Here is an 18,612-nt window from a genome sequence, read left to right as displayed (position 1 = left end):
GTCGACATGTCGATGAACACACAAAAACACCCAGCGAGGGCTGCAAGTGCAACCCTCGCTGGGTGTTGAAGTTAGGTCCTTGACCTAAGCCCTAAGCCGAGTGACTTAGAACTGACCCTCCTCGGTGGAGCCCTTCAGGGCGGTGGTGGAGGAGTTCGGGTCGACGGTGGTGGCGATGCGGTCGAAGTAGCCAGCGCCAACCTCGCGCTGGTGCTTGACAGCGGTGAAGCCGCGCTTCTCGGCAGCCTCGAACTCGCGGTTCTGCAGGTCGACGAATGCGGACATCTGCTCGCGAGCGTAGCCGTAAGCCAGGTCGAACATGCCGTAGTTCAGGGCGTGGAAGCCAGCCAGGGTGATGAACTGGAACTTGAAGCCCATCTTGCCCAGCTCGTTCTGGAACTTGGCGATCTCGTCCTTCTCGAGGTGAGCGGACCAGTTGAAGGACGGGGAGCAGTTGTAAGCCAGGAGCTGGTCCGGGTACTCAGCCTTGACGCCCTCAGCGAACTTCTTAGCCAGCTCGAGGTCCGGAGTACCGGTCTCCATCCAAATCATGTCAGCGTACGGAGCGTAGGACTTCGCACGATCGATGCACGGCTCCAGGCCGTTCTGGACGTGGTAGAAGCCCTCGGAGGTGCGGTCGCCGGTGATGAACTTCTGGTCGCGCTCATCAACATCGGAGGTGATGAGGGTGGCGGCCTCAGCGTCGGTGCGGGCGATGATGACGGTCGGGGTGTTGGAGACGTCAGCAGCCAGGCGAGCAGAGGTCAGGGTACGGATGTGCTGCTGGGTCGGGATCAGGACCTTGCCGCCCAGGTGGCCACACTTCTTCTCGGAAGCGAGCTGGTCCTCCCAGTGGGTACCAGCGGCACCAGCGTTGATCATGGCCTTCTGCAGCTCGTAGACGTTCAGAGCGCCACCGAAGCCAGCCTCACCGTCAGCGACGATCGGCAGCAGCCAGTTGTCGACGGAGTCGTCGCCCTCGATGCGAGCAATCTCGTCTGCACGGAGCAGAGCGTTGTTGATGCGGCGAACGACGTTCGGCACGGAGTTAGCCGGGTACAGGGACTGGTCCGGGTAGGTGTGGCCGGAGAGGTTAGCGTCACCAGCAACCTGCCAACCGGAGAGGTAGACAGCCTTCAGGCCAGCGCGAGCCTGCTGAACGGCCATGTTACCGGTCAGCGCGCCCAGAGCGTTGATGTAGGAGTCGTCCTTAACGTTGACGCCTTCCCACAGGATCTCAGCGCCGCGGCGAGCGAGGGTGTTCTCCTCGACGACGGAGCCCTGGAGCTCAGCAACCTGCTCAGCGGTGTAGTCGCGGGTGATACCTTCCCAGCGCGGGTTCTCGTCCCAATCCTTCTGGATTTCGGCGGCGGTACGTGCCTTACCAACGTTAGACATAAACGGAGTCACTTCCTTTTGCTTGCTTTTTGAACTCCGGGTGCTGACTTAAGAACAATTCCGACAGAACCGATCTACAGGCTGACCCGATAGTGACCGCGGTGTCACGTGAATGCAGGGGGCGCTAGCAAAGTGCTGTACCCCTGCACACAAACACGCGAACAAAAACAATGTCCGCTTCCGCGTGCCATGTCTCACATTTTGGGGCATAGCGCTACGTTCGTCAAGCAGCTTCCGATGTGAATTCAAGTATGTAATACGGATAACACTTGTGAAGATTGCAAACATTGTGATGTGTAGCTTGGCTTTAACAATTTTCGCCTGTGACCGGCCGGTACATTTGTACTGTTATTTCCCTATGGCGGACTCGCGAATAATGTTCCCCCCGCTTTGGGGTGATTTATATTTTGGTATTTATCAAAGCTGGCCGTTAACAGTGTTTGGGGTTTAGGGGGTGTTTCGCTACCCCCGAAATTACGGCCGTAAAGGTGGAAACGGGCTTCTAAATACACTGCCGTTACACCGTCAGTACCCCGCCGGAGCATCCCTGGGTAGTGGCCAGGGTCTCGGTTGTCATCTCGCTTTTATGGTCTGGTTTGAAGGCGGAGGCTGTAGCGACGTGATTGGTCGCTGGCCGTTGATATGCAGGTCGCAATAGTAAATGTCTGTGAGGCGCGACACTTTCCCATTGTGTGTGGTGTTCTGTGGCTGGAGGAAAGAGTGCCGGGGATGCTGCAGTCAATGCGGGTGGGGGAGGGCTGGTTGTGGCGTCAGGACTGAATGCCCGAATGGTCATTGGGGAGGGGTGGGGTCTGTTCGCAGGGTGCTCGTCGTAAAGCGAATGAAATGGCAAATGTGAGCGGCGCTATACCGGGCTGGCGGTTGGCGGTTATGGAAAAAGACGGTTCATAAGTGCGCCGAATCACATACAGTAGGGGAACAACGCATCCAGTGTGAGCCGCTGACGTGGCCGTGGCTGGATGGGCAAATTGCAATCAATAGTTTTGAGGAGAGCAATGGCACAGCGTATTTCGGCAGGTGGAATGCAGGTCGCGAAGGTTCTTTACGACTTCGTTAATGACACCGCACTCCCCGCCGCCGGCATTGAGGACAAGGACGCGTTCTGGAACGGCTTCGGTGACATTGTCGCTAAGTACACTCCGCGCAACCGCGAGCTGCTGGCCAAGCGCGATGAGCTGCAGGAAAAGCTCGACGCTTGGTACAAGGAACACCCGGGCGAGCAGAATCAGGATGAGTACGTCGCATTCCTGAAGGAAATTGGCTACCTCGTTGACAACCCGGGTGACTTCCAGGTCACTACCGCTAACGTCGACACCGAGATCACTTCCACCGCTGGCCCGCAGCTGGTTGTGCCGGTCCTCAACGCCCGTTTCGCCATCAACGCTGCGAACGCACGCTGGGGCTCGCTTTACGACGCGCTGTACGGCACCAACGCTATTCCTGAAGATGGCGGTGCGGAGAAGGACACCCCGGGCTACAACAAGGTCCGCGGTGACCGCGTTATCGCATGGGGTCGTAACTTCCTGGACAAGGCTCTGCCGCTGGTCGACGGTTCCCACGCGGACGTCACCTCTTACGACATCGTCGACGGTCACCTGCAGGCAACCCTGGAAGGCGGCGCTACCTCCGGTCTGCGCGAGCCGGAGACCCTGGTCGGCTACACCGGTGACAAGGACGCGCCGGAGTCCATTTACTTCAAGCACAACGGTCTGCACATCCAGCTGCTGATTGACCCGGAGTCCCCGGTTGGCAAGACCGACAAGGCTGGCGTCAAGGACATCATCCTGGAAGCCGCTGTCACCAACATCATGGACCTCGAGGACTCTGTCGCCGCAGTCGACGCTGCAGACAAGACCCTGGGTTACACCAACTGGCTGGGCCTGAACGTCGGTGACCTCGCAGTCGAGTTCACCCGTGGCGGCAAGAAGCTGTCCCGTACCATCAACGACGACCGCACCTACACCGCTCTTGACGGTTCCGAGGTCACCCTGCACGGTCGTTCCCTGAACCTGGTCCGTAACGTCGGCCACCTGATGCAGAACCCGGCCATCCTCGACCGCGACGGCGAGGAGATTTTCGAGGGCATCATGGATGCCGTCGTCACCGCTGTGTGTGCAATCCCGGGCCTGGATCAGGACAACGCACGTAAGAACTCCCGTACCGGCTCCATCTACATCGTGAAGCCGAAGCAGCACGGCCCGGATGAGGCTGCTTTCACCAACGAGCTGTTCGCAGACGTTGAGAAGCTGCTGGGTCTGCCGCACAACACCCTGAAGGTCGGCCTGATGGACGAGGAGCGTCGTACCTCCGTCAACCTGGACGCCGCCATCAAGGCTGTTTCCGAGCGTGTCGTCTTCATTAACACCGGCTTCATGGACCGCACTGGTGATGAGATCCACACCTCCATCCAGGCTGGTCCGATGTTCCGCAAGGCTGTTCAGAAGACCGCTCCGTGGATGCTGGCTTACGAGGACAACAACGTCGACTCCGGTCTGGCACACGGCCTGCAGGGCAAGGCTCAGATTGGTAAGGGCATGTGGGCCATGACCGAGCAGATGGCCGAGCTGCTGGAGCAGAAGATTGGTCAGCCGAAGCAGGGTGCGTCCACCGCGTGGGTTCCGTCCCCGACCGGTGGTGTGCTGCACGCTACCCACTACCACGAGGTTGACGTCTTCGGTGTTCAGGACAAGCTGCTTACCGACGGTCGCCGTGACACCTTCGGTGACCTGCTCACCATCCCGGTAGCGGCAGCTAAGGCTGGCGAGCCGGGCGCTGACTGGTCCGATGAGGACAAGGCCAACGAGCTGGACAACAACTGCCAGTCCATCCTGGGCTACGTTATCCGCTGGGTTGAGCAGGGTGTTGGCTGCTCCAAGGTGCCGGACATCAACGATGTTGACCTGATGGAGGACCGCGCTACCCTGCGTATTTCCTCCCAGACTCTGGCTAACTGGCTGCTGCACGGTGTTGTCACCGAGGAACAGATCATCGATTCGCTGGAGCGCATGGCCGAGGTCGTTGACCGCCAGAACGAGGGCGATGAGGCATACCTGCCGATGGCTCCGGACTTCGACAAGTCCATTGGTTTCCAGGCCGCCAAGGAGCTCATCCTCGATGGTGTGAACCAGCCGTCCGGTTACACCGAGCCGATCCTGCACCGCCGTCGCCTGGAGTTCAAGAAGCGCGAGGGCATCGACCAGGATTAATTCTTGGTCGGGCTGCGGCTGCCGAGCCTGAAATAACAAAATAGATATCCATACTGCCGGTGTGTAGGTGGTATTGGCTAACCTCTGATGCCAATTCCGCATGCGCGCCGGCAGTTTTGTTTTTGGGGGAAGCGCACCATGATTCTCAGATTCGAGATACCCGGGTTCGCAAGCGGGGCAGGGGCAACGTTGCTAGCGTTGATTGGGAAGTTAATTGAGAAAATGCAGTCTGCAACGTCCAAGGAGCTGCGACCCCCCATGACTAATTCCACGACCGACAGTGCTACCAACCTCGCCAAGGCCAAAGAATTCCTCCATAGCGCGGGCGCAATCCTCTTTGACCTCGACGGAGTGATTACCCCTACCGCCGATGTGCACGAGCAGGCGTGGGCGGACATGTTTAGCGACTACTTCGAGCACAAGGGTGTCTCGGCCTACACAGAGGAGGACTACTTCACCTACCTCGATGGCCGCCGCCGCGATGAGGGCATCGCAGCAATCCTGGAATCTCGCGGCATTTCGCTGCCACACGGTAGCGATGAGGACACAGCGAAAGACGAGACGATTGTGGGACTCGGGAAGCGCAAAAATGATGACTTCTTGGCGCGAGTCGAGAGGGGAATTGAGGCCTACCCGGGGTCGGTTGCGCTGCTCGACGAGTTACAGGGCGCGAGGGACTCGTCGGCAAGCGAAAAACCGCAGTTGGCGGTGGTTAGCTCGTCGAAGAACGCGGTGCCGGTGCTGACGGCCGCTGGGCTGCGTGAGCGGTTCGTGGAGATTGTTGACGGCGTGGTGGCGCATGAGAACAACCTGCCGGGTAAGCCAGCCGCCGATACTTTCGTGTACGCGGCGAAGAATCTGGGGGTGGCGCCGCGCGATGCTGTGGTGGTCGAGGATGCCATCAGTGGTGTGCAAGCGGGTGCAGCCGGCGCATTTGGTCTGGTCATTGGTGTTGACCGCGGTGCTGGTGCGGAAGCGCTGCGCCGAGCGGGCGCCGACGTTGTGGTCAGTGACTTGGCGGCACTCGTCTAGGCTGGCTCGTGACAAATGGCTGAGACAAAACCGGAAGGCATCATGGCCAACGATTCGACCACGGCAGCAGTCGACGAGACCGAGCGTGTGATTCCGCAGGGGCAGGGTCACGACGCGGAGACCGCAGAGGCTGAAAAACAGGAGGAGACGGTGTCCCCAGTTCGTCGTAAGCAGCGTCGTAACTTCCCGGCGGATCGTGCGGATAAGCACCACCACCTTGTAAATGCCGAGGGACTCATGGACCGAGACATCACTCCGGTCGATGAGTGGCGTCTGATTGAGACGAAGCCGAACGGCCTCCCGCTCGGTTTGGGCGAGACGCTGTTTGCGCTGTCGAACGGGTACATCGGCATGCGTGGCAACCCGCCGGAGGGCCGTGACTCCAGTGAGCACGGCACTTATATCAACGGTCTGCATGAGACCTGGCCGATTAGGCACGCCGAGGACGCCTACGGCCTAGCCCGTCAGGGGCAGACGATTGCCAATGCTCCGGACGCCAAGGCAATGCGTCTCTACATTGACGATGAGCCCCTGCGTCTCGGCAATGCTGAGGTCAGCGACTACGAACGTAGCCTGGATTTCCGCGAGGGTGTGCTGCGTCGTCGGTTCATTTGGCGCACCCCGGGTGGCAAGCGCGTTCGCGTCACCTCTGAGCGCATGGTGTCTTTCCAGGAAAAGCATGTCGCCGCGATGAGTCTGGAAGTCGAGCTGCTGGATGCGGATGCTGCGGTGATGATTAACTCGCAGATCCTCAACCGCCAGGACGGCGAGGACGAATACCACGATGCCGCCAAGGCGCAGGGCACTGAACTGGATCCCCGTCGCGCCGAGGCGCTGGAAGACCGCGTTCTCATTCCGGCATTTCAGTCGGAATCGGCGCACGGGCAGCGCTCGACGCTGGGCTACCGCTGCGCGAACTCCGGTATGACCGTGGCTACCTCCATGGACCACACCTTTACTGTCCGCACTCCCGACGGTACGGAGCCGTTCGTAGAGATTTCGCAGTCGACCGAGCCGGATGTGGCCAGCTCCCTGTTCAACCTGGATGCGCCAGTCGGCACTGTCATACGCCTGGAGAAGCTGGTCGCGTACCACTCCTCCCGTAAGGTGCGTGCTGAAGAGCTGGCATTCCGCTGTGAACGCACCCTGAACCGCGTCGGTCGCATCGGCATGCTGGGGCTGATGGAGAACCAGGAGGAGTGGCTCGAACGCTTCTGGGAGCGCTCTGACGTGGTCATTTACAATCAGCCGGAGATTCAGCAGGCAGTGCGCTGGAACATTTGGCAGATTATCCAGGCCGCCGCCCGCGCCGAATTCCAAGGCGTCCCGGCCAAGGGAATGACCGGCACCGGCTACGGCGGCCACTACTTCTGGGACACGGAAATCTACGTGACCCCATTCCTTACCTATACGTCGCCGCAATTCTCGCGCAATGCCATGCGTTTCCGCTGGGACATGCTCGAAGCCGCGTGGGCGCGTGCCGACGAACTGGCGCACGACGGTGCCCTCTTCCCGTGGCGCACTATCAATGGTCAGGAGTCCTCGGCCTACTTTGAGGCCGGCACGGCGCAGTACCACATCGATGCGGACATCGTGTACGCGATGATGAAGTACGTCTATGCCTCCGGCGATGAGGAGTTCCTGCTCAAGGAGGGCACGGATCTGCTGCTCGGCACGGCCAGGTTTTGGATGTCGCTGGGCTTCTTCGATGCCGAACAGCGAGAGTTCCAAATTCACAGCGTCACCGGTCCGGATGAGTACAACACCGTGGTGAACAACAACCTGTACACCAACGTGATGGCGCAGTATAACCTGCGGGTTGCTGCGGACGTCGTCAAGCAGATGAAGCGTGATCGCCCTGCTGCCTATCGCGAACTGACCAACCGCTTCGACCTCACCGAGCGAGAGGTTGAAGAATGGGAGCAGGCTGCTGAGGCGATGTACATCCCGTTCGATGAGAAGCTCGGCATTCACCCTCAGGATGACCAGTTCCTACTGCGTAAGCGCTGGAATCTCGACGATCCCGAGGTCGGACCCCTGCGCCCGCTGCTGCTGCATTACCACCCGCTGACGATTTACCGGCACCAGGTCATTAAGCAGGCGGACGTCGTCCTCGCACTGTTCCTCATGGGCAATCGCTTTACGACGGAACAAAAGCGCGCAGACTACATGTATTACGATCCGCTCACCACCGGTGATTCCTCGCTGTCCGCCGTTGTGCAGTCCATTGTTGCGGCCGAGTTGGGCTTGCAGGAGCAGGCAATGGACTTCTTCCTCCGCGGACTCTATGTGGACCTGGCGAACTTGCATGGCAACGCTGCCGATGGTGTCCACGTCGCATCTGCCGGTGGTGTGTGGCAGTCCCTGGTCTATGGCTTCGGTGGTTTCCGCGATCATGACGGCCGCTACAGTATTGACCCGCGTCTGCCGGAGGACTGGAGTGGTCTGACGTACCGAGTCACTATTCGTGGTTGTCGTATCCGAGTGACGGTGCGCGGGCGCACGGTGGAAGTCGTCCTGGAGGAGGGAGACCACCAGGTTGGGCCGATTATGGTCGCAGGCCATGAGGTAATCATTGGCCCGGAGCCGTTGACCGTGGTGATGGCGAACTCGGATCAGAGCGAGGATTAGTCGGACGGCTTCGGCCGTACACGGCGCCAATGGGGGGGATTGCCTGTTGGGGGTGGTTGTTTGGGCCTTTGGGGAATTCGGCAGGGGTAAAAATAAAGAATTTCGCAACATAATTATTGAGTATTAAATCCGTCCACCTGAGAAAAGTGGGCGGTTTTTTATTTTCGTGCTATTTATGTTGCGTTATTAGCTGGTTAGGGCAGGTGAAAAATCGGCAAAAGTCGGGGTAGGCGCATTTTTATGGTGGGGGAGAGGGTTTATGCAGTGACGACGTCAGAAGTGGCTAAAATGCGATAACCTGAGAAAAGGCGGAGAAAAGACCTAGGTAACCTGTGAAAATCCCCACCCAAAAGGGGGAAAAATGTTTACCAGGCGCTGTGTGACTTTAGAGTGAATATGACACTGGAGGTGCCATGACTGTTAAAAGTTCAAACCGTGACGCAATCGCGCACGGCAAAATTAATGTAGAACCGCTGCGCGAGCAGCCCAAATACCCTTCATGGGCTCTGAAGCTGACCATGGCCGTCACTGGCGTGCTGTTTGGTCTCTTCGTTATTGTCCACATGCTGGGTAACCTGAAGATTTTCGCTGGCGAGGAAGACTTCAACGCATACGCGACCTTCCTGCGCACTGTCGGTGCTCCGGCAGTTCCGAACGAGGGCATTCTGTGGATTTTCCGCATTGTCCTGCTGGTAGCTATTGTCCTGCACATTTTCGGTGGCCTCACCCTGGCTGCACGTGCTAAGCAGTCCCGCGGCAAGTTCCGCCGTCAGGGCATGGTGTCCAGCTGGAACACCTTTACCGCACGTTCGATGGTGATCACCGGCATCGTGCTGCTGGCCTTCATCATCTTCCACCTGCTGGACCTGACCATCGGTGCTGGCGTTGCTCCGTCTTCTTTCGAGCACGGTGAGGCATACCAGAACGTGGTTGCGTCCTTCTCGCGTCCGGGTGTTGTTGTTTGGTACATCATTGCGCAGCTCGCTCTGCTGCTGCACCTGTCCCACGGTCTGTGGACCGCTACTTCCGACCTCGGTATCACCGGTAAGCGCTGGCGCAAGGTTCTGCTGTTCCTGTCCGGCCTGCTGCCGCTGCTGGTTGTTGTCGGCAACATCTTCATCCCAGTCGCCGTCCTGACCGGTCTGGTCTCGTAGGTCGAGGAGGAAATTTACTATGACTAACACTGAAGCAACCGTCGCTGCGGACTTCCGCGCGCCGGAAAGCGCTGTCGACGGGGTCAAGATCGGCAAGGTTCTGTCCGATAACTCCCCGGGTGACAAGGTCTCCATGAAGGACCACTGGCAGTACCAGAAGGATCACGCCAACCTGGTTTCGCCGCTGAACCGTCGTAAGTTCCGCGTCATGGTCGTCGGTACCGGCCTGGCTGGCGGCGCTGCCGCTGCTGCCCTCGGTGAGCTCGGCTACGACGTGCAGGTTTTCACCTACCACGACGCTCCGCGCCGTGCGCACTCCATTGCTGCACAGGGTGGTGTCAACTCCGCTCGCGGTAAGAAGGTCGACAACGACGGCGCTTACCGCCACGTCAAGGACACCGTTAAGGGCGGCGACTACCGCTGCCGCGAGAACGACTGCTGGCGTCTGGCTGTCGAGTCCGTCCGCGTCATCGACCACCTGAATGCGATCGGTGCTCCGTTCGCTCGCGAGTACGGCGGTACCCTGGCAACCCGTTCCTTCGGTGGTGTGCAGGTCTCCCGTACGTACTACACCCGTGGTCAGACGGGTCAGCAGCTGCAGCTGTCGACTACCTCGGCTCTGCAGCGTCAGATTGGTCTCGGCAACGTCGAGATCTTCACCCACAACGAGCTGGTTGACATCATCGTCGCCGACGGCCGTTGCCAGGGTGCCATCATGCGTAACCTCATCAATGGTGAGCTGACCGTTCACACTGCTCACGCAGTCATTCTGGCTACCGGTGGTTACGGCAACGTCTACCACATGTCCACGCTGGCCAAGAACTCCAACGCTTCGGCCATCATGCGTGCATACGACCAGGGTGCTTACTTCGCATCCCCGTCCTTCATCCAGTTCCACCCGACCGGTCTTCCGGTCAACGCGCACTGGCAGTCGAAGACCATTCTGATGTCCGAGTCCCTGCGTAACGACGCACGTATTTGGACCCCGAAGAAGAAGGGCGACGAGCGCCCGGCCAACGACATCCCGGAGGACGAGCGCGACTACTTCCTGGAGCGTCGCTACCCGGCATTCGGTAACCTCGTCCCTCGTGACGTCGCTTCCCGTGCCAACTCTCAGCAGATTAACGCCGGCTACGGTGTTGGCCCGCTGAAGAACTCCGTCTACCTGGATCTGCGTGACGCAATTGAGCGCCTGGGCCAGCCGGTCATCAAGGAACGCTACTCGAACCTGATTCAGATGTACGAAGAGGCAATCGGTGAGGACCCGTACAAGGTTCCGATGCGTATTGCTCCGACCTGCCACTTCACCATGGGTGGCCTGTGGTCTGACTTCAACCAGATGACCTCCATCCCGGGTCTGTTCACCGGTGGCGAGGCATCCTGGACCTACCACGGTGCAAACCGTCTTGGTGCAAACTCCCTGCTGTCCGGTTCGGTCGACGGTTGGTTCACCCTGCCGTTCACCATTCCGAACTACCTCGGCCCGCTGCTCGGTACCGACCGCCTGGCTGAGGATGCCCCGGAGGCCAAGGAAGCACTGGACCGCGCTCAGGCTCGCCTGGACAAGCTGATGAGCATCCAGGGTAAGCACGGCGCTGAGTACTTCCACCGTCAGCTCGGTGAGATTCTCTACCGCGACTGTGGTGTGGCTCGTAACAAGGAAGACCTGGCTCGCGGTATCGAGGAGATCCGCGAACTGCGTAAAGCATTCTGGTCTGACCTTTTCATCCCGGGTGAGCCGAACGAGATGAACCAGCAGCTCGAGTACGCTAACCGCGTTGCTGACTACATCGACCTCGGTGAGCTCATGTGTGTCGACGCCCTCGACCGCGATGAGTCCTGCGGTGCTCACTACCGCGATGACCACATCTCTGAAGATGGCGAGGCAGAGCGCGATGACGCTAACTGGTGCTTCGTTTCCGCATGGGAGCGAGGCAACAATGGTCCTGCATGGGATCAGTCCGGTCACGAATTCATTCGCCACGCCGAGCCGCTCACCTTCGAAGCCGTCCCGCTCATGACAAGGAACTACAAGTAATGAAACTGCACCTTGAAATCTGGCGCCAAGCAGGTCCGAACGTCGAGGGACACTTTGAATCCGTTGACGTTGACGACGCCGTCGCAGAGATGTCGATCCTGGAGCTGCTTGACCACGTCAACTCCAAGTACGTCGAGTCCGGCAAGGAGCCGTTCGCGTTCGCATCTGACTGCCGTGAGGGTATCTGTGGTACCTGTGGTCTGAACGTCAACGGTCGTCCGCACGGCCCGGGCCAGAACACCCCGACCTGTCAGCAGCGTCTGCACCAGTTCAGCGATGGTGACACCCTGAAGATCGAGCCGATGCGCTCCGCCGCATACCCGGTCATCAAGGACATGGTCGTTGACCGCTCCGCTCTGGACCGTGTCCTCGAGCAGGGTGGCTACGTCTCCATCAACGCTGGTACCGCTCCGGATGCAGATACTCTGCACCTGAACCACGAGACGGCTGAGTTCGCACTTGACCACGCAGCCTGCATCGGCTGTGGTGCTTGTGTCGCAGCTTGCCCGAACGGTGCTGCACACCTGTTCACCGGCGCAAAGCTGGTTCACCTCTCCCTGGTCCCGCTGGGTAAGGAAGAGCGTGGCAAGCGTGCTCGCAAGATGGTTGACGAGGTCGAAGGCACCTTCGGTCCGTGCTCCCTCTATGGTGAATGTGCTGACGTCTGCCCGGCCGGTATCCCGCTGACTGCGGTTGCCGCCGTTACCAAGGAACGAGCTCGTTCGTTCTTCCGCGGTAAGGACGACTAAACTCTTTCTCGATTAGAGTTTTCCAGAAGGGACATAGATTATGGCGAATGCAGTCAAGCGTTACCAGGGCGAAGAGCACTTCGTCGACGGTTACGTGCCTCAGAGCATGAATGCCGAATACTCCTCGCTTCACAAGAGCATTACCTGGATTGGCATGGGACTCATGCTCGCCTCTCTGGCGGCTTGGGGCACCTTCATTTTCGGTCTCGCAACGACCGTTTTTGCCGACCAGACTGCTGCCTCTCACAGCAACGGTTTCCTGGCTAAGGATGCCGCCAACTACACCGACTACACCGGTGGTTGGAACTTCGACGGCAGCGTGTTCATGTGGGCTGGCCTGGTAGTCGGACTGGTTATGGTTATTGCGGGTCTGGCCTGCATCTCCATCGGTCGTCGTGACTACAAGGCTTACCGAAAGGAATTCGGCACTCACCACTAAAGGCTTGCCCCAGTTTAAAGGGGCTCGCCTCTAGGCGGATGCAACGCTAGCCTTTTGAACTAGCACCTCCACAGTTGATGCCACTGTGCACAGTGCGCTGGGGTAGGGAAGTATTGAGAAGTACCTCTCTCACCAACAGCGGACCGCGGCGCGGTGGCATTTTCGCGTTTTCGGCGCCTAATCTATACACATGGATAACAACCCCGCTAAGCTCCCGGCAGCTGTAGATACGGTCTCGGGCCGTCTCGAAGTTCCCGGGCCATCACCAGAGGTTGAGGCGGAAAAACGTGCGCAACTGCGTAAGGCCAAGGCCTTCGCTACGATGCTGCTGGTCATCGCAACCGCTGTGTATTTCACATGCCGCGGTATTGAGTCTTCACACTTATCCGCAGGCGAAGTTGTGCCCGCGTGGGTGGGCTACGTTCGCGCTGCTTCTGAGGCCGGCATGGTCGGTGCCCTCGCCGACTGGTTCGCAGTCGTAGCCCTGTTCCGCCACCCGCTCGGCATTCCTATCCCACACACCGCTATCGTCCGCCGCAAGAAGGACCAAGTCGGTGAGTCCCTGGCGCAGTTCGTCGGTGATAACTTCCTGAACCCCGCTTTGATTGTGGACAAGGTGCGTAAGGCCGAGATTCCTGAGCGTATCGGCGAATGGCTGGTAGCGCCGGGAAACGCCGACAAAGTGTCCGCAGAGGTCGGTAAGTTCACCGGAAATGTGCTGGAGGCGATTAATCCTGACGATGCCGCCGCAGTGCTGAAGTCAGCAGTCATCGACGAAGTTGCAGCCCCGGAGTGGGGGCCACCAGCGGGTAAGGTTCTCGAGCAGCTCATCGAAGAGGGGCGCACCGAGCCTATTGTCCAGCAGATGGCTGAGTGGCTGCACCGGAAGTCGCTGGGCTCGCAGAATCTTATCGACCGACTTGTCGGAGAGCGCGCCCCCTCCTGGGCACCGAGCTTTGTCAACGATCTCATCGGCGACAAGGTCTATCGCGAGCTGGTTGACTGGACCTGGCAGGTGCAGCATGACCCTAAGCACGACGCGCGCCTGGCGCTCCACCGCTTCCTCACGCAGCTCGCCGTTGATTTGCAGAACGACGAGAAGACCATCGCCAAGGTCGAAGAAATTAAGACTGACATTCTTTCGTCCGCCACCGTCACACAGGCACCGGCGAAGATTTGGGCATCGACATCCGCAAAGCTTGTCGACGCTGCCCGCGACCCGGACTCCCTGCTCCGTCGGAAGGTCTCGGAAACGGCCGCCCGCTACGGCGAGCGGATCCAGTCTGATCCTGAGTTGCGCAAACGAATGGACCGCCGTCTGGAAGCGGCTGTCGTCTTCATCGCTGAGAACTACGCGGGCGAGATTACCTCGATCATTTCCGAGACCGTCGAGCGTTGGGACGCCGATGAGGCTTCCGACAAGATTGAACTGATGGTCGGTCGCGATCTGCAGTTCATTCGCGTTAACGGCACTGTTGTCGGATCACTGGCCGGTTTGGCTATTTACACCCTGTCGACCTTGGTGTTTGGGGCTATTTAGCAGCACAACCCAGCACATCAGACCGTGTGCGTTAGCATGTAAAAAGCAATGCATCCCTGTTAAAGGAGTTGTTCCCCCGGTGCGCCTGTTACCATCTTTGCCCAGTCTTGCGGATTCGCCGCTGATGGCAATTTCCGTCTATGTGGACGTCCTGTTTCAGTTCGCCATTCCGTTTGTCATCGGCATCTTGGCGCTACTCGGTGCGGTGCTTGTCATCACCACCCGCGCGGATGCCTTTGACGCTGCAGACCGCAAGAGCCGCAACGTCTGGGCCGGCATGCTGGTCGGTTCGGCTATCTTCCTACTCCTGCCGTGGCTGGGCTGGGCAATGCTGGGCATCCCGCTGATTGCCGGACTAGTCATCACGGGGATTTACTGGCTGGATGTTCGCCCACAGATCAAGGACATTTTGTCGAACGCACAGGGCGGTTATTAGTCCCGGGCGGGTGTTAGTCCAGGGCGGGTGTTAGCCCGCACAACTGAGAAAGTGTCTGGGTTTATGACAGTTTCTGGGTGAAAAACCCGGTTATTTTGTCATAAACCCAGACACTTTCTTTCTGGGGGAGCGGATAGGGATAGGTCTGGCTCCCCGAAAACCTACTGGAACACCACGGTGCGGTTGCCGTAGACCTGCACACGGTCCTCCAGGTGCCAGCGCAAACCGCGGGCGAGGACCTGCTTCTCCGCATCGCGGCCCTCACGCTGCATGTCCGCAGCGGTGTACTTGTGGGAGACACGCATGACGTCCTGCTCAATAATCGGGCCGTCGTCGAGGTCCTCAGTGGCGTAGTGGCAGGTGGCACCGATGAGCTTCACACCACGTCGATAAGCCTGCAGGTACGGGCGCGCGCCCATGAACGACGGCAGGAAGCTGTGGTGGATATTGATTGCGCGGCCTTCCCACTTCTCGCACAGATCCGGCGGCAGAATCTGCATGAAACGTGCGAGCACGATGGCATCCGGGTTTTCGGCATCGACAATCTCGGCGACCTCATCGAATGCCTTACGCTTGCCGACGGCATCCTTGGGGAAGGGCACGTGGTGGAAGGGAATGTCATACGCTGCGACCAGTGGCTCCAGATCGCGGTGGTTACCAATTACTGCAGCGATTTCCATCGGATAGTCGGACTGTGCGACGCGGCCGAGCAGATCCTGCAGGCAGTGGCCTTCCTTGGTCACCAGGATGACAGCGCGCTTCGGGACAGCGTTGTCGGTGACCTTCCAGCGGACCTCAGGGCCCCAATCACCGACGAGCTCAGCGAACTTCTCGCGCAGCTCTTCTACCGTCAGGTCGAGAGCGTCGGCGCGGACCGCCTGGCGAGTGAAAAACCATCCGGTCTCCGGGTCGGAGAAGAAGTCCGCCTCGGTAATCCACGCACCTATGTCGGACAGGAAGGTCGACAGGGTGGAAACGATACCGGTACGGTCTGGACAGCCGAGCGAGAAGATGTACTGGCGCTCGGTGGGAGTACCGCTATTTGCGGTGATGAGAGAGCGAGTCATTCTCGGTATCTTACCTGCTAGCTAAAGGTAAGTTCGCTCACGGTCGACAAAGGCAGATTTGCGCCCGTCAGCGTCAACGCCAGGCCCTCCCCGGTGACGTGCGCTTCCTCCACCTGCATACCGTGGCCGATGTCGTAGCTCAACAGCGTACCGCTCGCTTCTCCCAGCCAGCCGGCCAGGCCATCGAGGTTTAAGCCGAGGATTGAGCCGCCCTCCAAGTTGATTTCGATATGACCGCCGTTGGCAATCGGGCGGAACTTGGAGGTCGCAAATCCGGAGGCGAATTCAATGTTGAACAGGCCTTCGTCCGGCAACGGCGTGATTGTGGAAGCGCGTACACCGCTTTCCCGGTTAATTAGCGCCTGCAGCAGTTGAGGTGGGATTGTGACGTCTACTCGCAGCGACTCTGCCGTCGGATCCGCACGATTGCTCAGATCCACGTTTTCCAGGTGCACTTCCGCTGCCGGGTCACCGTTGATCTCCGGTGCGCCACCCAGCGCCTCCGGGTTCTTGACCTCCAGTGTGTTCGGAGTGGACAGATCCATCGAGGGCACTGACTTGGTGGCCAAGGCGAGCAGCATCGGGCGGGTGCCGAAAGAAACCTTGGGGTCTTCAGTGACCGTCGCACCACGCTCTTCGGCGGAGGTGCGGTAGCCGTCGGAAATCTCCTTGCTCACGAACATCCGGACGCCGATTTCGCCGGCGATCGCAATGAGTGCCACCACGATGATGACACCGAGGACGGTGGGCAGGACTTTGACGCTCGACGAGCGTTTAGCAGAACTCATGGTTCCCAGTCTTGCTTAACGACGGCTCCGTCGCTACCACCTTTCTTCGCCCGGGTGTCCGCCCCCGGTGCCGCCTCGGTGTGCCCCGCTGCGCAACCTACTTAGTGACGTAGTCCGCCAGCACAGCGGTCTCAGCGTTGAGGACGCGTTCCAGGTACGGAGCTGCCTTCTCCTCGAGCTTGCCACCGAGCAGCGGCACGTTGATGGCGAACTCGGAGTTGGTGGTCAGCACGGAACCTTCACCCTGGGCGGTGAGCTTCTGGGACGCACTGAAGGACGCCGGTACGCCCGAAGCTTCTGTGGTCAAAGTAGAGGTCGCGCCGTCGTCGTTAAGCGGGCTGATGACGAACGTGCGCGTCATGCCGACCCCGGACTTGACGAACTTCTGTGCCTGCGCCGGAATCTTGTCAGCAGAGACGGTCTGGCGAATCACGACGGTGGTGCCAGCGTCGGTGGTCTCGAACTTTTCCACCTTGCCGTCAGCCGCCGAGAAACGGTTTGCGACCTTCTCCCAGAAACCGGCGTCGGTGAGGGCCTCGTAGACCTTCTCAATCGGCTGGTCGAAGTTGACGGTGTGCGTGTTAGTCGTAGTCATGCGCTTGATGATACGTAATTTGCACTACGCTAGGGGCGTGGAAAATCTCGACCAATCGCCGAACCCAATTCACCTGACCTCCGACATGGAAGAAGCCATCGATGGGCTTGCGGGGCTAGAGGGGGTGGAGCTCAGCACGCATACCGCTTTCGCGGATTTGACGACGCTCCGCCTCGGCGGGGTGCCGCGTGCCGTCGTCCGGTGTAGCACGACGGACGCTGTGGTCGATGTTGTACGCGCGCTTGACGACGCTAACGTGCCCCTCCTCATCGTGGGAGGCGGATCCAACCTGGTGGTAGCCGATGAACTCGAGCCGCTGGTGGCCGTGGTGATCGAGGCCGACAACGTGACCATGAGCACTCGCGGACACGGGCTGGAGTCCGTGTCGGCAATCGTGGAGGCCGAGGCCGGTGCGGTCTGGGACGAGGTCGTGGAGATGAGTGTCGACGCAGGTTTTGGCGGCCTTGAATGCCTGTCGGGTATTCCGGGATCGGCCGGAGCCACTCCGGTGCAGAACGTTGGCGCCTACGGTGCTGAGGTGTCGCAGGTCCTGGACTCGGTGCAGCTTTACGATCGCGCAACCGGCTCGGTCGAGTGGGTGGAACCGGAGTCTCTCGACCTTTCCTACCGCTACTCGAACCTGAAGTTCACCGCACGGGCAGTGGTGCTGGCCGTGCGGTTCGAGCTCAGTGTGGATGGCATGTCCGCGCCACTTCGCTATGGCGAACTGGCGCGGCGCCTGGGCGTCGACGAGGCCGAGGCTGCGGCTGGCGAGATTCGCAGGCCGGCTGAGTTGGTGCGCGAAAAGGTGCTTGAGCTGCGCCGGGGCAAGGGCATGGTGCTCGAAGATGCTGACCGCGATACCTGGTCGGCGGGTTCTTTCTTTACCAACCCGATCATTCCGGAGAACTCGGTGGAGGCCGTGCGTGCAAAGGTTGCCGCGCTGCGTGGGGCCGATGAGGCCGCGAATATGCCCGCATTCCCCGCTGGCCCCGGCCACGAGGGAGCCGTGAAGCTCTCGGCGGCGTGGCTTATCGAGCGCGCCGGGTTCCCGAAGGGCTACCCCGGTGACGGTGCGCCCGCACGACTGTCGACTAAGCACACTCTTGCCCTGACCAACCGCGGGGAGTCCGGCGACGGTACGCCTACGACCGCCGCCGACTTGGTGGCTTTGGCGCGCGATGTGCGCGCTGGCGTGGAAAAGGCCTTCGGCGTGACCCTGGTGCCCGAGCCGGTGTGGGTCGGCGTGAGCATCGATTAGGCCCGCGGCGGGTGGCTGATGGCCAGTGGGGGCGGACTGGAGAGGCTGGCGTGCCTGATGGGGCTGGCGGGGGTGATGGGGCTGACCGGGGCGCTGGGGCTGATAGAACCGCCGGGTAGTCCTCAGTTTGCGCTCCCGGGCCTTCTCCCAATGGCGGGGATAGAGAAAGTGACTAGGTTTATGACACGTGAATATTATTCACCCTCAGTTTTTTGTCATAAACCTAGTCACTAAGTCTGGGGGGGGGGGAGCCGGGG

Annotated in this window: 14 protein-coding genes; 10 read left to right on the top strand and 4 right to left on the bottom strand. The window is 59.8% G+C overall.

The genetic code is table 11. The annotated features are described in order from the left end of the window. Positions 1 to 105: 105 nt before the first annotated feature. Positions 106 to 1,398 carry an isocitrate lyase gene (aceA, locus tag HMPREF2547_RS04920; RefSeq protein ID WP_070604911.1) on the bottom strand — a complete coding sequence of 431 codons (1,293 nt, stop codon included), beginning with the start codon at positions 1,396 to 1,398 and terminating at the stop codon, positions 106 to 108. Between the two features lie 1,016 nt (positions 1,399 to 2,414). Here aceA and HMPREF2547_RS04915 point away from each other — a divergent pair. The 9 genes from HMPREF2547_RS04915 (at position 2,415) to HMPREF2547_RS04875 (ending at position 14,644) form a co-directional block, all read left to right on the top strand. After that, positions 2,415 to 4,625 (top strand): malate synthase G, encoded by a 2,211-nt coding sequence (locus tag HMPREF2547_RS04915; RefSeq protein ID WP_048732321.1) that lies wholly within the window; start codon positions 2,415 to 2,417, stop codon positions 4,623 to 4,625. A gap of 258 nt (positions 4,626 to 4,883) precedes the next feature. Next, entirely contained in the window at positions 4,884 to 5,657 is a 774-nt protein-coding gene (locus HMPREF2547_RS04910; RefSeq protein ID WP_172620228.1) for an HAD family hydrolase, read from the top strand. 15 nt (positions 5,658 to 5,672) lie between these two features. Then, positions 5,673 to 8,288: a glycoside hydrolase family 65 protein gene (locus tag HMPREF2547_RS04905; protein WP_070604907.1), complete on the top strand. Its 2,616-nt coding sequence runs from the start codon at positions 5,673 to 5,675 to the stop codon at positions 8,286 to 8,288. A gap of 413 nt (positions 8,289 to 8,701) precedes the next feature. Beyond that, a complete protein-coding gene (locus HMPREF2547_RS04900) occupies positions 8,702 to 9,442 on the top strand; it encodes a succinate dehydrogenase cytochrome b subunit (RefSeq protein WP_049189509.1) in 741 nt (246 codons plus the stop codon). A gap of 19 nt (positions 9,443 to 9,461) precedes the next feature. Further along, on the top strand, positions 9,462 to 11,480 hold the full coding sequence (locus tag HMPREF2547_RS04895) for a fumarate reductase/succinate dehydrogenase flavoprotein subunit (RefSeq protein WP_016421965.1): 2,019 nt from the start codon (positions 9,462 to 9,464) through the stop codon (positions 11,478 to 11,480). Continuing rightward, complete coding sequence (locus tag HMPREF2547_RS04890) at positions 11,480 to 12,229, top strand: succinate dehydrogenase/fumarate reductase iron-sulfur subunit (protein ID WP_016421966.1); 750 nt, start codon at positions 11,480 to 11,482, stop codon at positions 12,227 to 12,229. Before HMPREF2547_RS04895 ends, HMPREF2547_RS04890 begins: the two co-directional genes overlap by 1 nt. Positions 12,230 to 12,269: 40 nt before the next feature. Next, entirely contained in the window at positions 12,270 to 12,668 is a 399-nt protein-coding gene (locus HMPREF2547_RS04885; RefSeq protein WP_016421967.1) for a hypothetical protein, read from the top strand. Between the two features lie 190 nt (positions 12,669 to 12,858). After that, positions 12,859 to 14,208: a DUF445 domain-containing protein gene (locus HMPREF2547_RS04880; RefSeq protein ID WP_070604904.1), complete on the top strand. Its 1,350-nt coding sequence runs from the start codon at positions 12,859 to 12,861 to the stop codon at positions 14,206 to 14,208. A gap of 79 nt (positions 14,209 to 14,287) precedes the next feature. Then, positions 14,288 to 14,644, top strand: coding sequence for a DUF2516 family protein (locus tag HMPREF2547_RS04875; RefSeq protein ID WP_370545760.1), 357 nt, complete (start codon positions 14,288 to 14,290; stop codon positions 14,642 to 14,644). A gap of 161 nt (positions 14,645 to 14,805) precedes the next feature. Here the strand turns inward: HMPREF2547_RS04875 and purU are convergent, their stop codons facing one another. From purU to HMPREF2547_RS04860, 3 genes are all read right to left on the bottom strand, one after another. Beyond that, entirely contained in the window at positions 14,806 to 15,711 is a 906-nt protein-coding gene (purU, locus tag HMPREF2547_RS04870) for a formyltetrahydrofolate deformylase (RefSeq protein WP_016421970.1), read from the bottom strand. A gap of 17 nt (positions 15,712 to 15,728) precedes the next feature. Continuing rightward, the gene (locus HMPREF2547_RS04865) at positions 15,729 to 16,499 is read right to left on the bottom strand and encodes an LmeA family phospholipid-binding protein (RefSeq protein WP_016421971.1); all 771 of its coding nucleotides are present in this window, start codon (positions 16,497 to 16,499) and stop codon (positions 15,729 to 15,731) included. Between the two features lie 97 nt (positions 16,500 to 16,596). Continuing rightward, positions 16,597 to 17,094 carry a DUF2505 domain-containing protein gene (locus tag HMPREF2547_RS04860; protein ID WP_049172369.1) on the bottom strand — a complete coding sequence of 166 codons (498 nt, stop codon included), beginning with the start codon at positions 17,092 to 17,094 and terminating at the stop codon, positions 16,597 to 16,599. An 85-nt stretch (positions 17,095 to 17,179) separates the two neighbouring features. Between HMPREF2547_RS04860 and HMPREF2547_RS04855 the strand changes: the two genes are divergently transcribed. Continuing rightward, positions 17,180 to 18,355, top strand: a complete 1,176-nt coding sequence (locus HMPREF2547_RS04855) for a UDP-N-acetylmuramate dehydrogenase (protein ID WP_070549788.1) — start codon at positions 17,180 to 17,182, stop codon at positions 18,353 to 18,355. Positions 18,356 to 18,612: the final 257 nt, after the last annotated feature.

Source organism: Corynebacterium sp. HMSC055G02 (genome assembly GCF_001809065.1).
GTDB lineage: Bacteria > Actinomycetota > Actinomycetes > Mycobacteriales > Mycobacteriaceae > Corynebacterium > Corynebacterium jeikeium_D.
This window is presented reverse-complemented; position numbering and strand designations above follow the sequence as displayed.

Coding starts and splice junctions, on each gene's coding strand:
- HMPREF2547_RS04890 (WP_016421966.1), top strand. CDS start 11,480: ATGAAACTGCACCTTGAAATCTGGCGCCAAGCAGGTCCGAACGTCGAG.
- purU (WP_016421970.1), bottom strand. CDS start 15,711: ATGACTCGCTCTCTCATCACCGCAAATAGCGGTACTCCCACCGAGCGC.
- HMPREF2547_RS04895 (WP_016421965.1), top strand. CDS start 9,462: ATGACTAACACTGAAGCAACCGTCGCTGCGGACTTCCGCGCGCCGGAA.
- HMPREF2547_RS04905 (WP_070604907.1), top strand. CDS start 5,673: ATGGCTGAGACAAAACCGGAAGGCATCATGGCCAACGATTCGACCACG.
- HMPREF2547_RS04900 (WP_049189509.1), top strand. CDS start 8,702: ATGACTGTTAAAAGTTCAAACCGTGACGCAATCGCGCACGGCAAAATT.
- HMPREF2547_RS04880 (WP_070604904.1), top strand. CDS start 12,859: ATGGATAACAACCCCGCTAAGCTCCCGGCAGCTGTAGATACGGTCTCG.
- HMPREF2547_RS04915 (WP_048732321.1), top strand. CDS start 2,415: ATGGCACAGCGTATTTCGGCAGGTGGAATGCAGGTCGCGAAGGTTCTT.
- HMPREF2547_RS04910 (WP_172620228.1), top strand. CDS start 4,884: ATGACTAATTCCACGACCGACAGTGCTACCAACCTCGCCAAGGCCAAA.
- HMPREF2547_RS04885 (WP_016421967.1), top strand. CDS start 12,270: ATGGCGAATGCAGTCAAGCGTTACCAGGGCGAAGAGCACTTCGTCGAC.
- HMPREF2547_RS04865 (WP_016421971.1), bottom strand. CDS start 16,499: ATGAGTTCTGCTAAACGCTCGTCGAGCGTCAAAGTCCTGCCCACCGTC.
- HMPREF2547_RS04860 (WP_049172369.1), bottom strand. CDS start 17,094: ATGACTACGACTAACACGCACACCGTCAACTTCGACCAGCCGATTGAG.
- HMPREF2547_RS04855 (WP_070549788.1), top strand. CDS start 17,180: ATGGAAGAAGCCATCGATGGGCTTGCGGGGCTAGAGGGGGTGGAGCTC.
- aceA (WP_070604911.1), bottom strand. CDS start 1,398: ATGTCTAACGTTGGTAAGGCACGTACCGCCGCCGAAATCCAGAAGGAT.